The sequence below is a fragment of the Rhodoblastus sp. genome (assembly GCF_019449565.1).
GTDB lineage: Bacteria > Pseudomonadota > Alphaproteobacteria > Rhizobiales > Beijerinckiaceae > Rhodoblastus.
This window is the reverse complement of the sequence record NZ_JAGRPM010000088.1, coordinates 125057-150246: the sequence shown is the minus strand read 5'-3', so window position 1 is coordinate 150246 and position 25190 is coordinate 125057. Positions and strand designations below refer to the sequence as shown.

17 protein-coding genes are annotated in these 25190 nt (G+C 65.0%); 7 read left to right on the top strand and 10 right to left on the bottom strand.

Annotated elements, in window-relative coordinates:
- Window positions 1–8: 8 nt before the first annotated feature.
- Window positions 9–497 carry a hypothetical protein gene (locus QZ409_RS21125; protein WP_296715300.1) on the top strand — a complete coding sequence of 163 codons (489 nt, stop codon included), beginning with the start codon at window positions 9–11 and terminating at the stop codon, window positions 495–497.
- Between the two features lie 24 nt (window positions 498–521).
- Here QZ409_RS21125 and QZ409_RS21120 read toward each other — a convergent pair whose 3' ends face one another.
- On the bottom strand, window positions 522–3671 hold the full coding sequence (locus QZ409_RS21120) for an efflux RND transporter permease subunit (RefSeq protein WP_296715298.1): 3150 nt from the start codon (window positions 3669–3671) through the stop codon (window positions 522–524).
- Between the two features lie 57 nt (window positions 3672–3728).
- Window positions 3729–4859, bottom strand: a complete 1131-nt coding sequence (locus QZ409_RS21115) for an efflux RND transporter periplasmic adaptor subunit (RefSeq protein ID WP_296715295.1) — start codon at window positions 4857–4859, stop codon at window positions 3729–3731.
- 348 nt (window positions 4860–5207) lie between these two features.
- On the opposite strand from QZ409_RS21115, the gene QZ409_RS21110 reads away from it, so the two are divergent.
- From QZ409_RS21110 to QZ409_RS21090, 5 genes are all read left to right on the top strand, one after another.
- On the top strand, window positions 5208–6644 hold the full coding sequence (locus QZ409_RS21110) for a circularly permuted type 2 ATP-grasp protein (protein WP_296715573.1): 1437 nt from the start codon (window positions 5208–5210) through the stop codon (window positions 6642–6644).
- Between the two features lie 77 nt (window positions 6645–6721).
- Complete coding sequence (locus QZ409_RS21105; protein ID WP_296715291.1) at window positions 6722–7681, top strand: alpha-E domain-containing protein; 960 nt, start codon at window positions 6722–6724, stop codon at window positions 7679–7681.
- 80 nt (window positions 7682–7761) lie between these two features.
- Entirely contained in the window at window positions 7762–8595 is an 834-nt protein-coding gene (locus tag QZ409_RS21100; protein ID WP_296715289.1) for a transglutaminase family protein, read from the top strand.
- 63 nt (window positions 8596–8658) lie between these two features.
- Window positions 8659–9129 (top strand): Lrp/AsnC family transcriptional regulator, encoded by a 471-nt coding sequence (locus tag QZ409_RS21095; protein WP_296715288.1) that lies wholly within the window; start codon window positions 8659–8661, stop codon window positions 9127–9129.
- Between the two features lie 199 nt (window positions 9130–9328).
- Window positions 9329–9625: a hypothetical protein gene (locus QZ409_RS21090; protein ID WP_296715287.1), complete on the top strand. Its 297-nt coding sequence runs from the start codon at window positions 9329–9331 to the stop codon at window positions 9623–9625.
- A 143-nt stretch (window positions 9626–9768) separates the two neighbouring features.
- Here the strand turns inward: QZ409_RS21090 and QZ409_RS21085 are convergent, their stop codons facing one another.
- The 7 genes from QZ409_RS21085 to QZ409_RS21055 form a co-directional block, all read right to left on the bottom strand.
- Complete coding sequence (locus QZ409_RS21085) at window positions 9769–11292, bottom strand: hypothetical protein (protein ID WP_296715285.1); 1524 nt, start codon at window positions 11290–11292, stop codon at window positions 9769–9771.
- A complete protein-coding gene (locus QZ409_RS21080) occupies window positions 11289–12059 on the bottom strand; it encodes an ABC transporter ATP-binding protein (RefSeq protein WP_296715284.1) in 771 nt (256 codons plus the stop codon). The genes QZ409_RS21085 and QZ409_RS21080 overlap by 4 nt, the downstream gene beginning before the upstream one ends.
- A gap of 254 nt (window positions 12060–12313) precedes the next feature.
- Window positions 12314–15619, bottom strand: coding sequence for a transglutaminase family protein (locus tag QZ409_RS21075; RefSeq protein ID WP_296715281.1), 3306 nt, complete (start codon window positions 15617–15619; stop codon window positions 12314–12316).
- 142 nt (window positions 15620–15761) lie between these two features.
- Window positions 15762–16661 carry a transglutaminase family protein gene (locus QZ409_RS21070; RefSeq protein ID WP_296715279.1) on the bottom strand — a complete coding sequence of 300 codons (900 nt, stop codon included), beginning with the start codon at window positions 16659–16661 and terminating at the stop codon, window positions 15762–15764.
- Complete coding sequence (locus QZ409_RS21065) at window positions 16658–19177, bottom strand: circularly permuted type 2 ATP-grasp protein (protein WP_296715277.1); 2520 nt, start codon at window positions 19175–19177, stop codon at window positions 16658–16660. Before QZ409_RS21065 ends, QZ409_RS21070 begins: the two co-directional genes overlap by 4 nt.
- A gap of 130 nt (window positions 19178–19307) precedes the next feature.
- Window positions 19308–19847, bottom strand: a complete 540-nt coding sequence (gene mog / locus QZ409_RS21060; protein WP_296715275.1) for a molybdopterin adenylyltransferase — start codon at window positions 19845–19847, stop codon at window positions 19308–19310.
- Entirely contained in the window at window positions 19844–22519 is a 2676-nt protein-coding gene (locus QZ409_RS21055) for an MMPL family transporter (RefSeq protein WP_296715272.1), read from the bottom strand. The genes mog and QZ409_RS21055 overlap by 4 nt, the downstream gene beginning before the upstream one ends.
- Before the next feature lie 220 nt (window positions 22520–22739).
- Here QZ409_RS21055 and hpnH point away from each other — a divergent pair, with 220 nt between their 5' ends.
- Window positions 22740–23888, top strand: a complete 1149-nt coding sequence (hpnH, locus tag QZ409_RS21050; RefSeq protein ID WP_296715270.1) for an adenosyl-hopene transferase HpnH — start codon at window positions 22740–22742, stop codon at window positions 23886–23888.
- Here hpnH and QZ409_RS21045 read toward each other — a convergent pair.
- Window positions 23832–24590, bottom strand: coding sequence for a phosphorylase (locus QZ409_RS21045; RefSeq protein ID WP_296715268.1), 759 nt, complete (start codon window positions 24588–24590; stop codon window positions 23832–23834). The two genes, hpnH and QZ409_RS21045, sit on opposite strands and share 57 nt — an antisense overlap.
- Window positions 24591–25190 lie beyond the last annotated feature (600 nt).

The window sequence follows — 25190 nt, the reverse complement described above, 5'->3', positions numbered from 1 at the left end:
GAGATTTCATGGGGCGGAGCTGCGGCGACTGTAGTTTATGCTGCAAGGTTCTGGGCGTCGGCGCGGTCCAGAAAAAAAACCTGACCTGGTGCCCGCATTGCGACATCGGCAAGGGTTGCAGGATTTATGAAACCCGGCCGGAGGAATGCCGCGACTTCAAATGCCTTTGGCTAGTCGACGACTCCCTGCCGCCGGAATTTCAGCCGACGCGGTCGCGTTTCGTGACCTATTTCAAAGGCAAATGCCTCGTAATCGATTGCGACACACCGGCGCGCAATATCCATCTCGACAAGAAATATGCGGCGCTATTCGCCCGGCTGGCCGCAAATCTCGAACCCCATGGCGGCTTTGTCTCGGTCTGCTACGGCGAGCATATGGTCGCGATCACGCCGCGCGAGGTTTTCGACCTCGGGGCCACGCGGCGGACGCATCAGCTCAATGTGTCCTTCAATCCGGCCCTGCGGATGATCGAAAGCATTTCCGTCGAAAGACTCTGAGGCGTCCCAGCCGCGCGAAACGTCCTAATGGGCAGCCAGCTTCTCGCCCGGTACGGCCGCGCCCTCGCTTCCGGCGGTCTCGGCCTCGAATAATTCGCTCCGGTCGTGCTTGCGCGCGAGCAGCGAATAGACCGCCGGCGTGACAAACAGCGTGAAAATCGTGCCGACGCTCATGCCCGCGCCGATCACGATGCCGATGGCGGAGCGGCTGCGCGCGCCGGCGCCCGAAGCCATGATGAGCGGAATCATGCCGACGACCATGGCCGCCGTTGTCATCAGGATCGGGCGCAACCGCACCCCCGCCGCATGCTCAATTGCCTCGCGCGGCGACAGGCCTTCGCGGCGCTGCATCTGATTGGCGAAATCCACCATCAGGATGCCGTGCTTGGAGATCAGGCCGATCAGCGTCATCAGGCCGATCTGGGTATAAATATTGATCGAGGCCGCGCCCAACACGCCCATGATATTGAGTGGCAGCAAAGCGCCGAACATCGAGGTCGGCAGCGCGACCAGCACGATGAAGGGATCGCGGAAACTCTCGAACTGCGCCGCGAGCACCAGATAGATCACGATCAGCGAGAAGACGAAGGCCAGCGCCAGCGTATTGCCTTCCTGCTTGAACTGGCGGCTCTCGCCCTGGAAATCATAGCTATAGCCTTCAGGGAACAGGTCCTTGGCCTTGCTCTCCAGGAAAGTCAGCACTTCGCCAAGCGTATGGCCCGGGAAGGGAACGCCCGAGAGCGTCGCCGAATTGAGCTGCTGGAAGCTGGTCAGCGCATTGGGCTGGGTCTTTTCCTCGATGGACACCACGGTCGAAAGCGGGATCAGCGTGCCGCTCGCGGTCCGCAGCTGATAGCGCTTGAGCCAGTCATTGGTCAGGCGGAAATCGCGTGGAGTCTGCGGAATGACCTGATAGGAGCGGCCGTCCAGATTGAAGCGGTTGACGTAATTGCCGCCGAGGAAGGTGGCGAGCGTCGCGCCGATATCCTGCATGGTGACGCCGAGGCTGCTCGCCTTGCCAGCGTCGATCTTGACTTCGACCTGAGGCGTGTCGAATTTCAGGTCGCCGTCGGTGAAGATGAACAGGCCGCTCTTGCGGGCCTCGTCCTGCAGCTTTTCGAGCACCCCCGCCAGAGTGCGGTAATCGCCGGCCGTGCGGATGACGAATTGCACGGGCGGTCCGCCGGTTGAGCCGGGCAAGGCCGGCAGCGCGAAGGCGAAGATCTGCGCGCCGGTCTGATCGGCCAGCATGGGCTGGAGGCTCTGCATGATCTGGCTCTGGGAGCGCTTGCGCTCGCTCCACGGCTTGAGCAGCAGGCCCGCGATGCCGGTATTGACGCCTTGCGAGCCGTTGATCATGAAGACGTGGCTTTTCTCGTCGACCTTGTCGAAGACATTCGTCTGCAGGCGCGTCGTGACTTTTTCGAGGTAGTCGAGATTGGCGTATTGCGGCGACTTGACCATGGTCAGCAGGATGCCCTGGTCCTCTTCCGGGGCCAATTCGCGCGGCGTCGACACATAAAGCACGCCGGTCAGCGCCAGCACGCCAACGAGGATCAGGATGGTCAGTGCGCGGAAATTCAGCGTCCTGTGCAGCAGGCGCTCGTAGCGCTGGCGCAAGCCCTCGAACAGATCGTCCAGCACTTCCACGAAACTGCGCCGACCCGTTCGCACCGCGCCGGGGGCGTGGCGCTCGTGCGCGCGCAACAGCTTCGAGCACATCATCGGCGACAGTGTGAGCGCGATGAAGCCCGAGACGACGACCGAACCGGCCAAGGTGAAGGCGAATTCCTTGAACAGCGCGCCGGACAGGCCGGTCACGAAGCCAATCGGAGCATAGACCGCCGCGAGCGTGATGGTCATGCCGACGACCGGCGCGGCAATTTCGCGCGCGCCAACCAGCGCCGCCTGCTTGGGCGACAACCCGTCCTCGATATGGCGATAGATGTTCTCGACCACGACGATGGCGTCATCAACCACGAGGCCGATCGCGAGTACGAAGGCGAGCAGCGTCAGCAGATTGATCGAATAGCCGAGCAGCAGCATGAAACCCATGACGCCGATCATCGACAGCGGAATCGTGATGATCGGGATCAAGGTCGAGCGCAGGTCGCCCAGGAAGAGGAAGATGACGATAATGACGATGAACGCCGCTTCCAGCAGCGTCTTGGCGACTTCGTCGATCGACGCCCGGATGAACTCCGTCGCGTCATAGGCGATGGCCCCCTTCACGCCCGACGGCAAAGCCGCCTGAATGGCGGGGAATGCCTTGCGCACGTCCTCGATCACCGTCAGCGGATTGGCCGTCGGCGTCGCGTAGATGCCAATGAAGACCGCCTTCAGCCCATCGAACACCGCTGAGGAATCAACGCTTTCCGGCCCGAGTTCAATATGGGCGACGTCGCCGAGGCGCACCAGGGCGTCACCCTTGTTGAAAATGGTGAGCTGGGCGAAAGCCTGCGCCGTCTCCAGCGAGGTCAGGGCGTTGATGCTGGTCTGGGTAAAGTCGCTTTTGACCTGGCCCGCGGCGGAGGTGAAGTTATTGGCCAGCAGCGCGTTGCGAATATCGGCGGCGGTGACGCCGCGCGCGGCCATCTTGTCAGGATCGAGCCAGACGCGCATGGCGAAATTCTGCCCGCCGATGATCTGGGCGCTGGCGACGCCGTCGATCGTCTGCAGGCGCGGCTGGATGACGCGTGTGATGTAGTCGGTGATCTGCGGCGGGGTCAGCGTGTCGGAATTGAACGACATATAGAGCAGCGCAGTGCCCTGCCCGGTTTGCTTGACCACCACCGGGTCGTTCGACTCTTTCGGCAGGATATATTTGACCTGCGCGACCTTGGCGAGGACATCGGTCATCGCGCGGTCGGCGTTGGCGTTGAGACGCAGGTTGAGCGTCACGGTCGAGACGTTCTGCTGCGAATTGGACACCAGCGTGTCCACGCCCTCGGCGCTAGCCACCGCCTGCTCGATCGGCGTGGTGATGAAGCCCTTGATCAAATCGGCGTTAGCGCCCGGATAGGTCGTCGTGACGGTGATGGTCGCCGAGGACAGCGCCGGATATTGCCGGATCTGAAGGTTGAAGCCAGCCTGCGCGCCGATCAGCAGGATCAGCAAGCTGACCACGATCGAGAGGACCGGCCGGCGGATGAACAGATCTGTAAAAGCGCCCATGGGTTGCGGTCTCTGGGTCTCGGTCTCGACAAAAGCGGCGAAGGAAGGCGCGCCGCTTTATTCCCGCGGCCGGACGGCCTGGGGCTTCATCGGCTTGTCCGCGTCGATCTTGACCGGCGCATTGGGCTGCAGCTTGATCTGGCCCTCGGCCACGACCTTCTCGCCGGGCTTGACGCCCTCCAGCAGGACGATGCGGTCTTCGCGGGCGTCGCCGACCTTGACGGTCCGGCGCTCGACATGAAGCGGGCCCTCGAAGCCCTTGGCCGCGTCGTCCGGAACGACGACGAAGACGGAATCGCCATAAAGCGAGAAGGCCACCGCCGTGCGCGGCGCGGTGACGGCTTTGGCCGCCTCGCCGGTGGCGAAATCGACATGGCCGAACATGCCGGGCATCAGCTTCTTGTCGGGATTGGCGAATTCCGCCCGCACCAGAACCGACCGCGTGGCGGGATCGACCCGCGCGTCGATATTGCTGATCTTGCCGCGGAAGGTCTTGCCAGCGAAGGCGTCGACATCGGCCACCACCTCCTGGCCAGCCGCCAGATGCGCGTAATTCTGCTCGGGAACCTGGAAGTCGAGATAGATCGGATCGAGCTGCTGCAGCGAAACCATCGCCGCGCCGGCGGCGACATATTGACCGACATCGACCTTGCGGATGCCAAGCCGCCCCGCGAAGGGGGCCAGGATGGTCTTCTGGCCGATCAGTGCGCGGGTGCGGTCCTCCGCGCCGGCGGCCTGGTCGCGAACGGCCTGGGCAAGGTCGAAATTGGCCTTGGCCCCCACGCCGCTCGCCGAGAGCGACTTCTGCCGCTCATAGGCAAGATTGGCGTTTTTCAGCATGGCGAGATTGGAGCGCAGGTCGGCCTGCTCGGTTGAATCGTCAAGCCGCACCAGCAGCGCGCCCTTTTGCACGTCCTGCCCGTTCTCGAATGCGATTTCCGCGACGACCCCCGCCACCTGGCTGGAGACGTCGATGCCCGGCACCGCGCGGAACGTGCCGATCGACGACACGCTCGACGCCCAGTTTTCGGCCCGCGCTTCCTCCACCGCGACGCCGGCCACGGGGCGCGGCATTGAGGAGATCGCGGCGCGCGCGAACTCCGGCTTGAGATTGAAATGAAAATGATAGATCCCGCCGACGAGCGCGGCGAGAATGACGAAAACGATAATGAAGACGAATTTGCGCATCGACTCGACCAATTTCGCGCCGCAGCCTCTCGGGACCACGCGCGCTTTTACCGCGTCGCGGCGTCCGCAAGCAAATTGCGATTTGTGAAACTTCGGTAAGGGAGGTGTTTACACGCCAGCGGCGCTGGCGCCTGTTTTTTATGCAGCAATCGCGATCGAAACCTTCATACGCACGCTATCGGGCGCCGAGCTTAAAATTTAGACTGTCAAATCGCGCGACGCGGCATTTAAGTTAGGTCAAAGCGCAACCGGCGCAGGCGATTCAGACTGACAATCACGAAATCCCGGGCCGGTTTGCGCTCGCGGCGCAAAAGGCCAGCAATGAATTCCAAAAAGGCGATCAAGCCGATGACCTTGCCCTGTTTCGACGAAATGACCAAAGGCGACGGAGCGGCGCGCGCCCTTTACAGCCGCATCGCCAAATGGCTGGAGACGTCCCCGCCCGGACTGCTGGATTCGCGCCGGCAACAGGCGGAAATGCTGTTTCGCCGCATCGGCATCACCTTCGCCGTCTATGGCGACAAGGAAGCCGCCGAGCGGCTGATTCCCTTCGACATCATCCCGCGCCTGCTCGGCCATGACGAATGGCTGCGGCTCGAAGCGGGACTGGTTCAGCGCGTCAAGGTGCTGAACATGTTCCTGACCGACGTCTATGGCGCGCAGGAAATCATCCGCGCCGGCGTGATCCCTGCGGACCTCGTGTTCCGCAACGACTGCTACCGGCCCGAAATGCAGGGCCATCGCGCGCCGCACGACATCTGGACCCATATCGCCGGAATCGACATCGTGCGCGTCGACGACCAGGATTTCTATGTCCTGGAAGACAATTGCCGCACGCCGTCGGGCGTCTCCTACATGCTCGAGAACCGCGAAATGATGATCCGGCTGGCGCCCGATCTCTTCGCGGAACACGCCGTCATGCCCGTGGAGAACTATCCCGACTCCCTGCTCGCCTCGCTGCGCTCCGTGGCGCCGCCGAGATGCCCGAGCGAGCCGAACATCGTGGTGCTGACGCCCGGCCAGTTCAATTCGGCCTATTACGAACATTCCTTCCTCGCCGACAAGCTCGGCGTGGAGCTTGTCGAAGGCGGCGACCTCACCGTGAAGGACGACGTCGTCTATATGCGGACCACCGAGGGTCCGAAGCGGGTGGATGTGATTTATCGCCGCGTCGATGACGAATTCATTGATCCGCTCGTGTTCAATCCCGATTCCGTGCTCGGCGCCGCCGGGCTGATGGGCGCCTATCTTTCCGGCAATGTCACTTTGGCCAACGCGGTCGGCGCGGGCGTCGCCGACGACAAGGCCATTTACACCTACATGCCAGAGATCACCCGCTTCTATCTCGGCGAGGAGCCGAAGCTGAAGAATGTCTCCACCTGGCGCTGCCGCGAGCCGGACGCGCTGAAATATGTCCTCGACCATTTGTCCGAATTAGTGGTGAAGGAGGTCAATGGCTCGGGCGGTTACGGCATGCTGGTCGGGCCGCACGCGACCAAGGAGCAGATCGAGGACTTCCGCAAGAAGCTCCTAACCGCGCCGGACAATTTCATCGCGCAGCCGACCCTGTCGCTTTCAACCTGCCCGACGTCCTTCCTCGGCGGCGTCGCGCCGCGCCATGTCGACCTGCGCCCCTTCGTTCTTTCCGGCTCCGACGGGGTGCGCGTCGTACCCGGCGGCCTGACGCGCGTCGCGCTGAAGGAAGGGTCTCTGGTCGTCAACTCCAGCCAGGGCGGCGGCACCAAGGATACCTGGGTGCTCGAGACGGACGCCGCCACGCCCTGATGCCCCGACGCGGATCGCCGCCCTTCGTGGGCGATCCGCGCAACGCCATTCTTGCCCAATCTTGTCAAGGTCGCCCCATGCTTTCCCGCACCGCCGACAATCTCTACTGGGTCTCGCGCTATCTGGAGCGCGCGGATTTCCTCGCCCGCCTGATCGAGGCCTCCAGCCGCATCGCGGCGCTGCCCAAGACCTACGCCTCCGCCCAGGACGAATGGCAGAGCGTCCTGATCGCGTCGGGCGCCGACGAGACCTTCTACGAGCATTTCCCGGAGCCCGACGAGGCCAGCGTCATCGCCTATCTGGCCTTTGACGCGCGCAATCCCTCCAGCATCCGTAATTGCATCGAATTCGCCCGCACCAATGCCCGCGCGGTACGTACTGCGCTCACCGTTGAAATGTGGGAAGGCATCAACAGCGCCTGGCTCGAGCTGAAGAAGTTCGAAGCTGTGCAGAAGGAGCTGGGCCGGATCGACCGCGAGGAACTCATCAAGTTCCTCGAATATGTCAAGCAGACGTCGAGCCTTTACGACGGCTCCGGCTACCGCACCATGCTGCGCAACGACGCCTATTATTTCTCGCGCCTTGGCGTCTATGTCGAGCGCGCCGACAACACCGCCCGCGTGCTCGACGTGAAATATCACGTGTTACTGCCCGAGCAGGAAGCCGTCGGCGGCTCTGTCGATTATTTCCAGTGGACCGCGATCCTGCGCTCGGTCTCCGCGCTCACCGCCTATCACTGGGTCTATCGCGAGAGCATCAAGCCCTGGAACGTCGCGGACCTGCTCATCCTGCGCCAGGAGATGCCGCGCTCGCTGCTGTCCTGCTGCGACAATATCGTGCGTTTCCTCGACGCCATCGGCAATCAATATGGCCGCCAGGGACCGGCCCAGCGCCACGCCCGCAATATGAAGCGACGCCTGGAAAGCACCTCGATCAAGGATATTTTCCAATCCGGCCTGCATGAATTCGTCGATGGCTTCGTCACCGACAACAACCGGCTCGGGACCGAGATCGCCGAACAATATTTGATCGGCTAAGCCTTTCGGCCGGAGGGACTGCGGCTTTCCGGGCGGCTATAACAACAAGGTCGAATCAGCCAGCGGGAGACTCTTGCTCCATGCGCGCCTCTATCCAGTATCATCTCCAAATTTCCTGCGCCGAGCCGGTTCGCGCGGTGAATCAGGTTCTGCGTCTGACTCCGCGCGGCTTCGATGGCCAGGAGATCAAGGACTGGCGCGTCGATGTCCTGCCGGATGCGCGAATGCGCCGCAGCGAGGACGCTTTCGGCAATATCGTCCATTCCTGCTGCCATGACGGCCCGCTGGAGCAGTTGAGCATCATGGCCGAGGGCGATATCGAGACCTATGACGTCGCTGGCGTCGTGCGCGGTCTCCCCGAAAAAATGCCGCTCGACGTCTATCTGCGCGACACTGCGGCCACGCAAGCCGACAAGGACCTGCTGGCCTTCGCACAGGACGCTCTGTCCGGCGAAAAGGATCCGCTCGGCCGGATGCATGTCCTTAACGCCGCCCTGAACGAGGCCTGCGCCTTCGCGCCGGGCGAAGGAGAGTCGCCGCGTCCGGCCAAGGAAGTCTTCGCCTCGCGCACCGGCTCCGCGCGCGAACTTGCCCAGGTCTTCGTCGCGGCCGCGCGCGGCGTCGATGTCCCGGCGCGCTTCATTTCGGGCTTTTTTCTCGGCGATGAGGGCGTCGGCCGCGCCGGCGCGCATCACGCCTGGGCGGAAGTCTTTGTCGAACCGATCGGCTGGGTCGGTTTCGACCCCGCGCTCGGTTGTTGCCCGCGCGACGAATATTTGCGGATCGCCCTCGGGCTCGATTTCGCCGGCGCGGCGCCCCGGCGCGCGGCCGCCTTCGGCTACGCCCGGGAAGACGCGGCCGCCGTGCTGAAGGTGGATGTCTGCCGTCAGGCGAGCTGGCACGGCCAGCAATGATTGCCTTGCGCCGATAATCTCGTCACAGTCCGCGCGGAGGCGAGAGGGGGCCGAGAGAAGGGCATGGACGCGATCGACCGTAAAATCCTGACCATTCTGCAGGAGAACGCCGATATCGCCGTCGCGGATCTCGCGCGGGCGGTTGGTCTGTCGCCGACGCCATGCTGGAAGCGCGTGCAGAAGCTGGAAAGCGCGGGCGTGATCCTGGGGCGCGTCGCCCTCGTCGATCCGCAAAAGATCGGCCTCGGCCTCACTGTCTTCGTCTCCATCGAGACGGAGGATCATTCCCGGCCCTGGCTCGCGCGTTTCGCCGCCGCTGTTTCGGCTATGCCCGAGGTGATGGACATCTACCGCATGGCGGGCGACGTCGACTATTTGCTGCGCGTCGTCGTCGCCGACACCGCCGCCTATGATGGTTTCTACCAACGGCTCATTTCGGCGGCGCCGCTCAAAAAAGTGACCTCGCGCTTCGCCATGGAGCGGGTCAAGGCCAGTTCGGCCTATCGGATTCCCGAGGCCGCAATCGAGCGCTGAATTTGCGCTGGGTCAATTGCCGGCGTTCATATTCCTGTTACACGATACTACACACTGTGGTACGACTAAAGCACAAGACCGTTAAAAGCGGCAAACGGGCGCGTTCCAATTCGAAAAGAAGAACGAACCGGGCTGGTTAATTCAACAGCATAGGCGAGAGGCCGCGCCTGTTTGGGCAGCCATTTTCGCGGGAGGAAACATGATGCCTTATGAGAATGGGAGGCCCTACCTCCCACAGGATTTCATATCGGCCAATATTCCGGCCGGGCACGACACGATCTGGGGCTGGGCTGCTAAATGGTCGCCGCAGGATCTGCCGGCGAAAATCGATCCGGCGAAAGCCTTTGCGGAAGAAATTTCGGAATTGATGGAAAAAAGCGCTGCCGGCGGATATTCCGTGGTCGCCGTGGACGCGCCCGCCGCCTTGCGCGCGTTTGGCGCGACCAAGATCCCGGCCTTCGAGACGCAATTGCTCTATATGATGTCGCGCAGCTAAAGCGCGATGTCGAAGGCTGCTCTCCGTGGGAAACCGCGTGAAGGCGGCCAACTTGGCGCCGGTCCCCAGGGGCCGGCGTTTTTCTTTTGGCGGCAAAAGGGCCTCTGGCGGCAAGGGCCTCTGGCGGAATGCTTCCCTGGCCGTCAGGCCGGCGCGAAAGCCTTGACGCCCGGCGCGCGCGGCTTGTTCGCCCACAACAGGGCCAGCGCGAGGGCGATCGGCGCCAACGCCGTCCAGGAGCCAAGGCAGAGCAGCAACGCCGCCAGCGCCCAGCAGATCGAAAGCCCATGCTCGACGAGGCCGACCAGCTTGTTCTGGGCGTGGGTCTTGATGAGATCGCCGCGCCGGTTTTCCAGTGGCTTCCAGAAATTCAAAATGGCGGTGGACGCCGCCCCCGCCGCCGCGCAAAGGAGCGTCACGAGGCCGATGCGCGGCGCGGCGAAGGCCACGCCGGCGAGCGGCAGGGCCAGCAGCAGCGCGACGGGAAGCGCGATCGCTTCGATCTTGCGGCGCAGGATTTCACCGGGCGGAACCGGCGCCGTTGCGACGAAATCGCCGGCGTCCTCGCTCGAACCCGCCAGGAAGGCGAGCGCGGCGCTCAATTGTGCGGCGATGGCGACGAGCGCTGGCGCGACGGAAAATGCGACCGAGCCGTTGGGACCGAGGCTCTTCCAGATGATCAGCGCCACCGGCAGGGTGTAAAGCGATTGTAGCAGAATCTGCGACAGCAAATAGGGATCGCGCGCGAGCAGCCGCCATTCCTTGCGCCGCAGGGCGCCAGCGCGCTCGCAGCGGAAGCTGCCGTCGCGGCTCGCCGCCCGCGCCCTCCCCTCGCCCGCCGCGATCAGCGCGCCGCGCGCGAAGGCGGGACCGAGCGCGCGAACCGCCAGCATGAAGGCGCCGCAGCCCAGCAGGACCCAGAGCGCCAGCGCGCGTCCTTCAGCCGCCGCCGCGCGGGCCGGCAGCCACAACGCGCCCTGCGGATCGAGCCAGCTTCCCGGCGCGGGATGGGCGAGCGCCTGCCGCAACGCCTTCTGGCTATCCTCCGGAATGAAATTGAAGATCTGCGCGCAGATCACGAACCAGGCGCCGACCAGCGTCGCGATCACCTGCGTGGCCGCGCGCGTACGCTTCGGTCCGAGCAGCCGGAACAGGCCGAGCGTCGCGGCGAAGCTCGCGCCCGTCGCCATCAGGACCGCGCTCGCAAGCGCGGGATAGACGGCGAGCCAGCGCGGGCCGCCCAGAATCGCGGCCATATTGGCCACCGGCAACAGGAACATGCCGACTGCGCCAAAACTCTCGATGGCCACCGAAAGCGCGCGCGAGGCCAGGATTTTTTGCGGCGGCAGAGGCGCGGACAGCAGCAGATCAAGATCGCCGCGCGAATAGAGCGCCCGCGTCGCCCCCGTGAGGCCCTGCGACATCAGCCAGGGCAGCACGATGACGAAGCCCAGCCCGTCGAGCGCGACGGCGCCGTCGCGCGCCTCCAGCGCCAGCAACCCCAAGGCCAAGGGCCAGGCGACGAGATGCAGCAGCGCCGAAGCCAGCCCCAGAACGATCAAGGCCCGGGTCGTCGTTTTCGCGCGCAGGAAACCGCACAGGCGCCGCCAGGAAATGGCGAGATCATGGCGGACGAGGCGAGCAAGCGATAGGGAGCGCGGGATCACGCGGCGACTCCGCGCGCGGTGAGGTCGAGGAACACGTCTTCAAGGCTCGCGCTGCGTTCAGCACTGTTTTGAGCGCTCAGGCGGCGCAATTGCCCGAGATCGCCCTCGGCGATCAATTTGCCATCGGCGATGATCCCGATGCGGTCGGCGAGCTTTTCGGCGACTTCCAGAATATGCGTCGTCAGCACCACGGCCACGCCCTGCCGCGTCTGTTCGGCGAGCATGTCCTTGACCAGACGCGAGGCGCCAGCGTCTAACCCGGTCAAGGGCTCGTCCAGCATCAGCAGGCGCGGCGCGTGGATCAGCGCGCCCGCCAGCGCCACCTTCTGCCGCATGCCTCGTGAAAAACCTTCGCAACGCTGATTGCGCTGCTCCCACAGGCCGAGGCGGCGCAGCAGGTCTTCGGCGCGGGCGCCGGCTTCGCCCGAATCCATGCCCCAGAGCCCGGCGACGAATTCCAGATATTCGAGCGGGGCCAACTTGTCATAGAGCAGAGGCTCGTCGGGCAGCCAGGCGGTAAGCGCCTTGGCCTCCAGCGGGTTGCGCCGCGCGTCGATCCCGCAAATCGAGACTTCGCCGCTGTCGGGCTGCAACAGGCCTGCGACCATGCGCAGGGTCGTGGTCTTGCCGGCGCCATTGGCCCCGAGCAAGGCGTAGAATTCGCCGGGTTGGATTGTCAGGTCGAGCCCGTCCACAGCGGGCTTGCCGAAAGATTTGCGCAGATCGCGCAGGCGCAAGGCGGCGGGCGCAGAGACGTTTTCGGTCATCGGGCATTCCTGAAGGCGACGCGGCAGCGTAACGCGCGCGTCTTTCCTTCAAGTTAAGCCCGACGCCCCGATTTGAACGGCCCTTCTCCCGTAGGGCGTTCGAAGGAACGCCGGTCTTTCGACGGGCTATGGCGGGAGAAGGTGGATCGCCGCTGGAAGTGGCAAGACGGATGAGGGAGAAAATCGTGGGCCCCCGGCCCCCTCATCCGGTCCTTCGGACCACCTTCTCCCGCGAGGGGAGAAGGGAGGTCGCCTCACACCCCGGTCGGACGGCGAAGGTCGAGCGTGGTCGGGAAGTCGCCGGTGACTTCCGCCGACGGCAGCCAGACCCTGCCCGGCGTATGGCCATGATCCTGGAAGCGCGCGAGGCGTCGCGCCTCGGCTTCATAGGAATTGACCGGGAAGGTTTCGTAATTGCGGCCGCCGGGATGGGCCGTGTAATAGACGCAGCCGCCCAGCGACCTCTTGCTCCATTTGTCGATGATGTCGAAGGTCAGGGGCGTATGCGGCCAGATGGTCGGGTGATAGCCGGAATAAGGTTGCCAGGCCTTGAAGCGCACGCCCGCGACCGCCTCGCCGCGACGGCCCGTCGAGCCGAGCGGCAGGCGACGGCCGTTGCAGGTGACGATATGGCGCTCCTCATTGAAGCCCTCGACGCGCACCTGCAGGCGCTCGACCGAGGAATCGACGAAACGCACCGTGCCGCCGACGGCGCCCTCTTCGCCCATGACATGCCAGGGCTCCAGAGCCTGCCGGATTTCGAGCTTCACGCCGGAATGCTCGACCTGGCCATAGAAGGGGAAGCGGAATTCAAATTGCGCGCGGTACCATTCGCGGTCGAAGTCATAGCCCGCGCGCTTGAGGTCGTCGAGCACGTCGAGGAAATCCTGCCAGACATAATGCGGCAGCATGAAACGATCGTGCAGGCTGGTGCCCCAGCGGACCAGTTCGCCCTCCTGCGGCTCGCGCCAGAACCAGGCAACCAGGGCGCGCAGCAGCAACTGCTGCGCCAGCGACATGCGCGCGTCCGGCGGCATTTCGAACGAGCGGAACTCGACCAGTCCCAGACGCCCCGTCGGACCCGACGGGGAATAGAGCTTGTCGATGCAGATTTCGGCGCGATGGGTGTTGCCGGTGACGTCCGTGAGCAGGTTGCGATAGAGGCGGTCCACCAGCCAGGCGGGGCATTGGCCCTCGCCGGGGCGCGGCGTATTGGCCAGCGCAATCTCCAGCTCATAGAGCGAGTCGTGCCGCGCTTCGTCCACGCGCGGCGATTGCGAGGTCGGGCCGATGAACAGGCCGGAGAACAGATAGGACAGGGCCGGATGGCGCTGCCAATAGACCACGAGGCTCTTGAGCAGGTCGGGACGGCGCAGGAAGGGCGAATCATTGGGCGTGGCGCCGCCGATGACGACATGATTGCCGCCGCCGGTTCCGACATGGCGCCCGTCGACCATGAATTTTTCCGTCCCCAGCCGGCATTCGCGGGCCATGTCGTATAGCTGGCGGCTGATCGCGGCGAGTTCGTCCCAATTGTCGGACGGATGGACGTTGACCTCGATCACGCCCGGGTCCGGCGCGACGCGGATGACTTGCAAGCGCCAGTCGAGAGGGGGCGGATAGCCTTCGATATGGACCGGCATGCCGAGATCGGCGGCGCTGGCTTCGACCGCCGCGAGCAGTTCGAGGTAATCTTCGAGATAGCTGACCGGCGGCATGAAAATATGCAGGCGTCCGTCACGCGGCTCGACCGCGACGGCGGTGCGGACATCAGCTGAAAAGCCCAGCAGCTGCTGGTTGAGGACCTGCCGGTCGGTCTCGTAATTGCCGCGCCGGTATTTCTGCGCGATATCGTCCGCCGAAGGCAGCGCGCGGCGCCATTCCGTCGGGTCCTGTTCGACGACGAAGGGATAGGCGCTCTGCGGAATATAGGGCAGCGAGGCCAGCGGCAGGCGGAAGCCGACCGGGGAATCGCCGGGCTTGAGGAACAGGGCGCCGCGGCGCAGCGGCCATTTCTGGCTGATCCACGAGCGTTGGCGCGTCTGGGCGTTCCAGCGCTGCACCGGCAGGACGAAGCCGGTCGGAACATTGAGACCCTGATCGAACACGCGGGCGTAGCGGGCACGCTCTTCCGCCTCGGCGAGCTTGGAATCGCCCGGCGTCACATTGACCGGAAGCTCCGCCTCCTTGAGCACCCATTCCGCCGGATCCTCATAGGCCGGGATGATGTAATCCTCGGTGATCTCCAGCTTGGCGGCGATGGTCTCGCACATCTGCCGCGCCTGATCGGGCGTCGCCCAGACGGCGGGCTTTTCGCGCGCGATCAGATCGAGGTTGCGCCAGATCGGCTGGCCGTCCTTGCGCCAGTAGATCGAGAAGGTCCAGCGTGGCAGGCTTTCGCCCGGATACCACTTGCCCTGGCCGTAATGCAGGAAACCATTGGGCGCAAAGGCCTCGCGCAGGCGGCGGGTCAGATCGTCGGCGATATTGCGCTTGGTCGGGCCGACGGCCTCGGTGTTCCATTCCGGCGCCTGATAATGGTCGATCGAGACGAAGGTCGGCTCGCCGCCCATGGTCAGGCGCACGTCCTGGGCGTTGAGATCGACGTCGACCTTCTTGCCGAGCGCGTCCAGCGCCTCCCAGGCCTCATCCGAGAAGGGCGCGGTCACGCGCGGCTTCTCGTCGATCCGCTCCACCGTCATCTCGAAGCCGAAATCGGCGTGGGCGTCGCCGGTGATATAGCCCTCAATCGGCGCGGCGGAGGAATAATGCGGTGTGGCGGCAAGCGGCAGATGGCCCTCGCCCGCGAACAGGCCGGAGGTGGGATCGAGGCCGACCCAGCCCGCGCCGGGAATATAGACCTCGGCCCAGGCGTGCAGATCGGTGAAGTCGTGATCCGTGCCCGACGGACCATCGAGCGATTTCACATCCGGCTTGAGCTGGATGAGATAGCCGGAGACGAAACGCGCGGCGAAGCCCAGATGGCGCAGGATCTGGACCAGCAGCCAGCCGGTGTCGCGGCAGGAGCCGGAGGCCAGCTGCAGCGTCTCCTCCGGAGTCTGGACGCCGGGCTCCATGCGAACAAGATATTTGATCTTCTGTTGCAGCGCCGTGTTCAGCGCGACGAGGAAATCGACCGTGGGCGTTTCCTTGCGCGGAATCGTGTCGAGATAGGCCTGGAGCAGCGGTCCGGCCGGATCGGCGCCGATATAGGCGGAAATGTCCTTCGTCAGCGATTCGGCATATTTGAACGGAACCGTCTGCGCATATTCCTCGATGAAAAAGTCGAACGGGTTATAGACCGCCATTTCGGCGAGCACGTCGACCGTGATCGAGAATTCGTCGGTCGGTTCGGGGAAGACCAGCCGCGCCAGATAATTGCCGTGCGGGTCCTGCTGCCAGTTGATGAAGTGGTTTTCCGGCTGGATCTTCAGCGAATAGGCCAGTACCGGGGTGCGGCAATGCGGCGCCGGACGCAGCCGGACGATCTGCGGGCCGAGAGTGACCGGACGGTCATAGGAATAGCGGGTAGCGTGGTGGAGTTTCGCGAGGATGGCCATTGCGGCGAGTGCCTTTCTTGGCGGCGAGCTGTTCCATTTATGCTGATTGAAGCGCGGGCCTGTCACGTCCGAATTGCAGGCTTTTCGTCGGCGCAGCGGGCGACCAGCTTAAAAAAGAGGCGCCATAGTCTTTCCGGCGGGTTTAGCCGAAGGTCTGGGGGACGCTTTCCGACGCGACCGGGATGACGTCGACGCCGACATCGATGTCCTGCCCCCCAGAGGAGAGAATGACGCCGTCGATTGGCGAGATGTCCGAATAGTCGCGACCTTCGGCCAGAATGATGTGGTCGTCGCCGACCAGAATCTTGTTGGTGGGATCGAGACCGACCCAGCCGTCAAACGGCCCGCACCAGACCGCGACCCAGGCGTGAGTGGCGTCGGCGCCCTCGAGCCGCTCCTGGCCCGCGGGCGGCACCGTGCGCAGGTAGCCGCTGACATAGCGCGCCGGCAGTCCGATGCCGCGCAGGCCCGCGATCATGATATGGGCGAAGTCCTGGCAGACGCCGCGCTTCTTCTCGAACGCCTCGCCGAGCGGGGTCGAGACCAGGGTCGCCTTGGGATCGTAATCGAAATCGTCCCAGATCCGCTCCATCAGATTCACGGCGCCGTCCAGAATCTCGCGTCCGGGCGGGAAACTCTCGCGGGCATAGGCCACGACCGGCTCATCGAGCGTGATGGCGCGGCTGGCGTAAATGAAATGGGCTGGCGATTGCGGCCCAAGATCCTCGACGCTGAAGGCGAGCTGGCGCACCTCCTCCCAGCTCGACGTGGTCGCCGGCGCGACGGGCCGCGACACTGCGATCCGCGCCCGCGCCGTGACCGAAAGCTCACGATGCTCGGACTCGATGCGGACGATCTCGAAACTATTGCCAAAAAAACATTCGCGCTGGATGCGCCTGGCGGCCGGCGGATCGATGTCGATCTTGACGTCGATCACGCGCTGGCCCGCGCGGCTGGTCGGCCGCAGCCGCAAGGCGCAGAGCGAAAACGCCACCGGCCTTTCATAGCTATAGGTGGTGACGTGGCGGATGTCGTAAATCATGCGAGTCCCACCTGTTTTTCCGCCTGCGCCGCATGGGCGCCCTGCAAGAAATAGCGCGCGGCGACGGCGTCGGCGAGACCCATGAGTCGACGCTCGACCGATATGACAAATTCCGCCGTGATGCACGCGGCGACCTTGGTGGCGAGATCGGCGTTGACCTCGATCGCGATGCGGTTGGGCGCCTCCAGCATGCCGTCGAGCTTCAGCACCGGCAGCGTCCCGATATGCTCGGCGAGTTTTTCCGTCTGGAAAGCGACCGAACGCGGATTATAGGGATCGAGCAGCGCCATGTCGCGCACCGGATAAGGCGCGACGCCGGCGATATAGCGCGAGCGATAGGTGATCTGCGAATCGACCAGGTCGAGCAGAACATCGAAATCGGCGGCGCGGGCCTGCTCCATGCCGAAGGCGCGAATGAAGCGGCAGGTGTTGACGCCGCGCTCGAGGCGGCGGCCGATTTCGAGAAAACGCCAGCCGGCGACCCGGTTCATGTTTTCCTGCGCCAGCCCGGAAATGCTGGCCAATGCCTGGAGCGCGCCGTCTGTCAGCTCTAGGATTTCCGGCTCGTCGAGCGGAACCCGGCCGTCTTCCAGCTTCTGGCCCAGATCGACGACGATGCGCCACGTGTCGCTCGACAGGCGTTCGCGGATCACCGAGGCCGTGCGCTGGGAGGCGCGGGCCAGCGACACCGCCGAGCCATATTCGTCGACGTTGAACATGGCCGCGTTGAGGAAGCCCTGCGGCGTAAGGGGGACCTTGAGCTTGGCCGGCACGGCGCCCCAGTCGGCGAGCAGCTTGCGCAGGCGCTGCGTGGTGGCGGCGCCTTCCTGGAACATGTCCTCGTTTTCGATCGCCCGCCGCGTCAGGCAGCGGATCAGGCGCAAGGTCGCCTCGGCGCGCTCGATATAGCGGCCAAGCCAGAACAGGTTGTCGGCGGCGCGGCTCGGCAGATTGCCCATGATGCGCCGGATCGAAACCGTGTCGCCGCGCGGCAGCAGCGTGGTCGGCTCGACCGGGCGGCTGCCCGCGATCCAGACGTCGGAGGTCTGCACCCCCTGCCCCATGGCGAGGGCGCGCGAATCCACCCGGTCGGAAATGCGGCAGAAGCCTCCGGGCATGACCTGAAACTTGCCGTCCGGACCCACGGCCGCATAGACGCGCAGCACGAAGGGACGCGGCTCCAGCCTGTTCTCGACCCAGACCGGCGTGGTCGAGAGGCGCACGACCTCCTGGCCCACGAAATCCGCCCCGCGTTCGCGGATCGCGTTGGCGAGCTTGTCGCGCTGTACTTTCGTCAACTCGCCCGCCACGACCGAGCGGCCGAGCAGGGTGCGGGAGGTCGAGGCGCCGAAAGCCGGGGCGATGGCCATGTCCTCCAGACGGTCGAGCACATATTCGCGCTCGGCCTCCTGCCCGCACCACCAGGTCGCGATGGTCGGCAGGATCAGCTTTTCGCCGAGCAGATGGCCGGCGATGGAGGTCATGAAGCCCAGCAGAGCCGGGGTTTCCGCGACGCCGGCGCCGAGTGCGTTGGCGACCGCGACATTGCCCTGGCGGATCGTCTCGACGAGGCCCGGCACGCCGAGCTGAGAGCCGCCCTTCAGCTCCAGCGGATCGGCGAAATCGGCGTCGATGCGGCGCCAGATCACGTCCGCGCGCTTCATGCCCGCGATGGTGCGGACATGGGCGAGGCCGTCGCGCGCGACGAGATCCGCGCCCTCGACCAGAACGAAGCCGAGATAGCGCGCGAGATAGGCCTGCTCATAATAGGTTTCGCTGAAAGGACCCGGCGTATGCAGGCAGATGCGCGGCTCCGAACGGCTGGCGAGCCCCGCCAGCCCGGCGCGGAAGGCCTGGAAAAACGGGGCCAGCCGAGGCACGTTCATGTCGCGGTAGATCGTCTGGAAGGCGCGCGACAGGTTGAGGCGATTTTCCAGCGCATAGCCGAGGCCGGAGGGCGCCTGCGTGCGGTCGTTGAGCACCCACCACTGGCCGTCCGGCCCGCGACCGAGATCCGCGGCGTAAAGGCTGAGATAGCGGCCGCCGCGCGGCTTGACCCCGACCATCGGATGCAGGAAATCCGCGCTGCCGGTCACCGCCGCGGCGGGCAGAAAGCCTTCGGAAACCAGTTCGCCCTTGCCATAGAGATCGGCGAGCAGTCCCTCGAAGGCCTCGGCGCGCTGGGTGACGCCCGCTTCGATCACGGCCCAGTCCTGTTCCGAGATCAGCAGCGGCATGTGGCTGAGCGGCCAGGTGCGGTCCACCGTCTCGCCATAGGCGCGATAGGACACGCCCTGCTCGCGGATATTACGCTCGATGGCCTCGAAACGGCGAGCGATGTCATCGCCGCCCAGCCCCGCCATCTTGTCAAAAAATTCAAGCCAATGACCGCGCGGACGTCCGTCCGCGCCAATGAATTCATCGGGCGCGCCGTCAAGCGGCCGATAAGCCGCCGTCATCTCCACCAGGCGCCTCGCCTTGGCGTTCGAGGCGCTCCCCGGCGTCGGTCCCAGCATTACTCCCCCTGAACAACCCGTACCGACTCCACGTCGCCCGGAGGCGACGCTGCCTAAATTTTAGCGACCGGCGCAGATTATCATAGTCGCCCGAAGAAAAATTCCATGGGTGAAAAAGCAGCGCTTCAGCCTATTTTTTCATCGGCCGCACTGTTTTGACAAAATCCCCATGCGTGTCCAGCCATGCGCCGCCGATCAGCTCCACGCAATAGGGGATGGCCGGAAAGACCGCCTTGAGGCAGAGATCGATCGAACGGGGGCTGCCCGGCAGGTTCACGAACAGGCAGGCGCCGCGATGGGCCGCCGTCTGGCGCGACAGGATGGCCGTGGGCGTCTGCTCCAGGCTTTTCATGCGCATGAGCTCGCCAAATCCGGGCATTTCGCGGTGGGCGGCGGCGAGAGTCGCCTCCGGCGTCAGGTCGCGCGGAGCCGGCCCGGTGCCGCCCGTGGTCAGGACCAGGCAGCAGCCCGCTTTGTCGGCCATGTCGATCAGCTCGTCCCGCACGCGTTCGAAACCGTCTGGGATCACCCTTACGTCTAGTTCATAGGGCACGGACAGGGCCTTGCCGAGCCATTCGGCGATGGCGGGGCCGGAAACATCCTCGTAGATTCCGGCGCTGGCGCGGTCGGAAATGGTCAGGACGCCGATCTTTGCGGGCGTCGCGGTCACTTCGATTCCACCTTGGCTTCCTCCCTGGCCTCGTCCTCCGCTTCCTCCTCGACTTCCTCCTGATCTTGCGTCTTGCGGGCGCGCGGCGGGCCCATCAGGGCCGGCTGGAACAGGACCGCCGCGCAGAGCGTGGTGGCCAGCGACAGGGCCAGCAGCTTGCCCATGCTCGACGTGCCGGGATGATTGGACATCCAGAGGCTGCCGAAGGCGGTGGCCGTGGTCATGGCGCTGAAGAAGATCGCCCGCGTCAGCCCCGTGCGCAGCAATTTGGCCGAGCCGGCCCGCCAGGCGATCACATAATAAATTTTGAAGGCGACGCCGAGGCCGAGCAGCAGAGGCAGTGCGATAATATTGGCGAAATTCAGCCGCAAGCCGATCAGGGCGCAGATTTCCATCGTATAGACGCCCGCGAGCAGCAGCGGCGCGAGGGTCAAGGCGACGTCGCCGACCCGGCGCAACGCCAGATACAGCAGGAGGGAAATCGAGATCAGGGCCAGCGCGCCCGCCTCCATGAAGGCGCGAATGACGGTGTCGCCCGAGGCGAGGATGGAAACCGGCGCGCCGGAAGCGTCGGGCGCGACCGCCAGAACCTGATCCACGAAGGGCCGCATCTTGTCGTAATCGTTCTTGTCGCCGCGCGGGGCGATCTCAAGCCGCGCCCTCCCGTCCGCCGTGATCCAGTCGCGGCGCAGCTCCTGCGGCAGATTGTCGATCGTGACCGGGCCGGCCTGAAGGGTCAGGCGCACGTCGTCGAGCAAGGCCTGCATTGGCGCGATCAGCGACGCCCGGGCGAGCGCGCGGGCCGGCTCCGGCCCCTGGCTCAGGCGTTCGAGCGCCACGCCGAGGCGGGCGAGCGGCGCCAGCTCCTGACTTTCGCCCGCCGCCTTGCGCAAAGCCGCGCCGGCGCCAGCGAGAGCCTGGACGTCCTCGGCGTCCGAGGCCGGACGCGGGCGGCCGGGATCGAGGCTCGGGCCGAGCAGGCCGCGCGCCTCCGAAATTGCCGCGAGTTTGGGCGCCTGATCCTCGGGCACGAAATCCGACAGGCTGGTCACGCCCTCGACCAGAGGCAGGGCGCGCAGCTTGACCGCGAGCTGGTCCGCCGCCGCCAGCGACGGCGCCAGAACCTCGATGATATTTGGGCTCGTGTGCGGGTCCTGCATCAGATCGAGCAGGGCCGCCACCGATTCAGTCTGCGCGCTGCGCAGATTGAGCGGGTTGTAGTCGAACCGCACCTTGGTCAACAGCGGCGAGCCGAGCAAAGCCAGACCGAGCGCCGCCGCGATGATGCCTTTGCGATGGCTCATCTGGAATTCGTCGAGCGGCGCGAGGAAGGCGTAGCCGACAGGCTTCGTTTCGGACGGGGGCTTCAAGACTGCCAGCAGGGCCGGCAGCGCCGTGATCGAAGTCAGGAAGGCGACGATCATGCCGCCGCCAGCGACCAGGCCAAGTTCCGAGACGCCGCGATAATCGGTCGGGATGAAGGAATAAAAGCCCGCGGCCGTCGCGGCCGCGGCCAGAGCCAGCGGCAGGCTGGCTTTCGCGCCCGACGAATTCAGGGCGCGCTGCACATTATCGTCGCGATAGCGCTCTTCGCGGTAGCGCACCGAGAACTGAATGCCGAAATCCACGCCGATGCCGACAAAGAGCACCGCGAAGGCGACGGAAATGGGATTGAGCGACCCGACCATCCAAAGGCCCAGCGCGGCGGTGACGGCCAGGCCGATCACCAGATTGACCATCACGGCGAGGATCAGCCGCCCCCAGCGCAAGGCGCGCCAGAGGATGAAGAGAACCGCCAGAACCATGAGGCTATTGTTGAGCGCCGCGCCTTCGGCCAGCGTCGAGAATTCCTCGTCCTGCAGCGCCACGTCGCCGGTCAGGCGCAGGCGGTAGCCAGTCTCCGGCGTCAGGCCGATCTGCTGCGCGGTCGCGCGCAAGGCGTCGGCGGCATCAGCGCCCGGCTCCAGCGCGGAAAAGTCCATCACCGGCTTGACCATCAGGAAGCGCCGCTTGTCGCGCGCCGCCGGCGGTTCGCCCGAGAACAAGGCCGACCACGAAAAATCGCTCGGCTTTCCGGCATTGGCGGCCTCGACCGCGCCGGCGATGCTTTCGAGCGGCTTGGCGAGGCCCGCGGCCTCCTTTCCGCCGCGCGCCATCAGGCCGAGCGCGCCGGAAAATCCGCGCAGGGTGGGGTCCTTGGCCAGCGCCCCAAGGAAGGGCTGGGCCTCGATCAGCTGGTCCGTCTTCGCCTCGACCTCCTTGGCCGGAAGGTACAAAAGGCCGTTACGGCGGAAGAAATCGCTGGTTTCGAGGCTGGTGACGCCCGCGAAAAACTGCGTCTGCGGCTTGAGCGCCTCGGCCAGCGCCAGCGCGCCTTTGGTCGCCAGTTCCGGCGATGGCCCGTCGAGCACCGCCAGAATCATGTTTTCGCGCTGAGGAAAGGCTTTCCCGAGCGCAATCTCACGTTGGCGCCAAGGCAAATCGGGATTGATGAGCTTGTTGAGGTCGGTGCTCATGGCGAAGCGGTCCGCCGCGTAAAGCCCCGCGAGGACGGTCACAACGAGCGAAAGGGCCAGAACCAGGAACTTGTGAGCGGCGCAGAAGGCGACGGTTCGCGCGACAATGCCGATCTCTTCGGCGTCCGGGTGAAGAAACTCGTCAGTGTCGGTCATGTCATTCCCACACCAGCGCGATTCAGGCATGATCGCCGCCGCCGGCGCTGGGAAACTGCTTTATTTTTGCGGGAAAGGGAACCAGCCCAGCGCATTATTCGTCTCCAGACCATTTGGCGCAGCCAGGTTTTTGCTTGCGACAAAAGGCTTATTCGGCCTATTGGTCCGTTGGAAAGCTGACAATTCAAAGGCGCGGGGCGCCGACGCCAGAGGAGCGGCAATGGGAATCCCGGTGATTCAGGGGGCGCGGATCGGCGCCTATATCCTCAAGCAGCATTTGCTCGGACGGAAGCGCTATCCCCTCGTCCTGATGCTCGAACCCCTATTCCGCTGCAATCTCGCTTGCGCCGGCTGCGGCAAGATCGACTATCCCGACAAGATCCTGAACCAGCGCCTGCCCTATGAAGACTGCATGGAGGCGATCGACGAATGCGGCGCCCCCGTGGTGGTGATCGCCGGCGGCGAGCCGCTGCTGCACAAGGAAATCGGCAAGATCGTGCGCGGCGCGCTGGATCGCGGCAAATTCGTCACGCTCTGCACCAACGCCTTGCTGCTCGAAAAGAAAATGAGCGAGTTCGAACCCTCGCAAGCCTTTAATTTCTCGGTCCATCTCGATGGCGACCGCGAGATGCACGACAAATCCGTCTGCCAGGCGGGCGTCTACGACCGCGCCGTCGCCGCCATCAAGGCCGCCCGTGCAAAAGGCTTCCGCGTCACCATTAATTGCACCCTCTTCAATGACGCCGACCCCGAGCGCGTCGCCGGCTTCCTCGATACGCTCAAGGGCATGGGCGTGGACAGCGCCACCGTCTCGCCCGGCTACGCCTATGAGCGCGCCCCGGATCAGGACCACTTCCTGAACCGCAACAAGACCAAGGAATTGTTCCGCGCGATCTTCCGGCGCGGCGACAAGGGCCGCAAATGGGCCTTTTTCCAGTCGTCGCTGTTTCTCGATTTCCTGGCCGGCAACCAGACCTATCATTGCACGCCCTGGGGCAATCCTCTGCGCACGGTGTTCGGCTGGCAGCGTCCCTGCTATCTGCTCAACGAAGGCTACGCCAAGACCTTCAAGGAGCTGATGGAGACCACGGATTGGGATTCCTACGGCGTCGGCAATTACGAGAAATGCGCCGACTGCATGGTGCATTGCGGCTTCGAGCCGAGCGCCGTCACCCATGCGGTGAAGAATCCCTTCGCGGCGCTCAAGGTCGCGCTATTCGGCGTGAATACGGAAGGCCCTTTCGCCCCGGACATCCCGCTCGACAAGCAGCGCCCTGCCGAATACGCCTATACGGCGCAGATCGGCCAACGGCTAAACGAGATCATCGAAGCCGAAAAAGCTCCCGAGCGTACGGCGGCTGCCGAGTAAGGCGGCCATTCCGGCCCGGGCGTCGAAGGCCGTGCGGATCAGACCGCCGAGCTGGCCCGGGCTGAGCGCGAGCGCGGCAAGAACCGCCCAGATGTCCGCCGTTCCATCGGGTTTGAAGCCCGCCATGGCCGCCGGGGGAATGGCGCGGCCCTGCGGATCGGCGATTGCGCGCAAAGCCGCGAAAGGCAGGCCGTTCGTGGTCGCGAAACGCGCGGCGCCATGCGATTCCATATCGACCGCCAGCGCGCCATGGGCGCCGTGCAGCCGGCGCTTGTGCTCCGGCGTCAGGATCGGCTGATCGACGCCCAGCAGTGCGCCGCTATGCGCATGCGGCAAATGACGCGACAACTGGCCCGTCCATCCCGCATGGCAAGCATAGGCCTTGCCGCCTGCATGGACGGCGTGCGGCAGCAAAACATCGCCCGGACGCAGATGCGGGGCCAGCGCGCCCGCGATGCCGAAGCTCAGCACGCCATGCAGCGGCTTGCCATCCGCCCTCGCGCGATGATGGGCGCGGGCGAGGCCATGCTCCACCTGCGCCGCCGAACCGCCGCCAATGATCGTCAGGTCCGCGCCCGCGGCGGCGATGCGCGCCTCGGACTTCATGCCGACGACAATGGCGATGCGCGGCCGGACAAGCTCGCCGCGACCGCGCCGCGCCGCACGCGCCGGCGCTCCATCATATGCTGCGGAATTCTGCAAGGCCCGCCTCGGCAAATTCGAAACCACGCGCCGTCGTCCCGATAGCCGCAGCCTTCGGCAAGACGTTCGCCTAGCGACATAGGCCAAGCCCGCCACGAGTCAATCAAAAACGCTCAACTCGCAAAAACGCCCGACTCGCAAAAAGCCCGACTCGCAAAAAGCCTGAACAGCCCCGCCGCGAGGATCGAGGGCCGAGAGCCGAGAGCCGATATGCAGGCCCCGGCCCCGATCGGCTCAGCGCCAGCCGCAGACCCTGCGCGGACCCCAAGGCGACGGGCGCAACCAGCAAGTCCAGCGACTGCCCCAGCCGCCGCCCGGCGGTGGTGGCGGAGGACCACGCCAGCCCCTGCCCGGCGGGGGTGGTGGAGGACCGCCCCAGCCTCTGCCCGGCGGAGGTGGTGGAGGACGCCTGCCTCCGGGGGGCGGCGGAGGAGGCCCGCGCCCGTCCGGAGGCGGCGGAGCCCATTGCGCTTCAGATGCGCGGTTCCCCAATGCGGGCGCCGACAGAATTGCGGCGCTGAAAATCCCGAACGCGGCGCAACGGGTTTAATGTTCCATTGCGACCATCTCCCCAAGGCGCGCTGGAGGGATTCCAGGCGC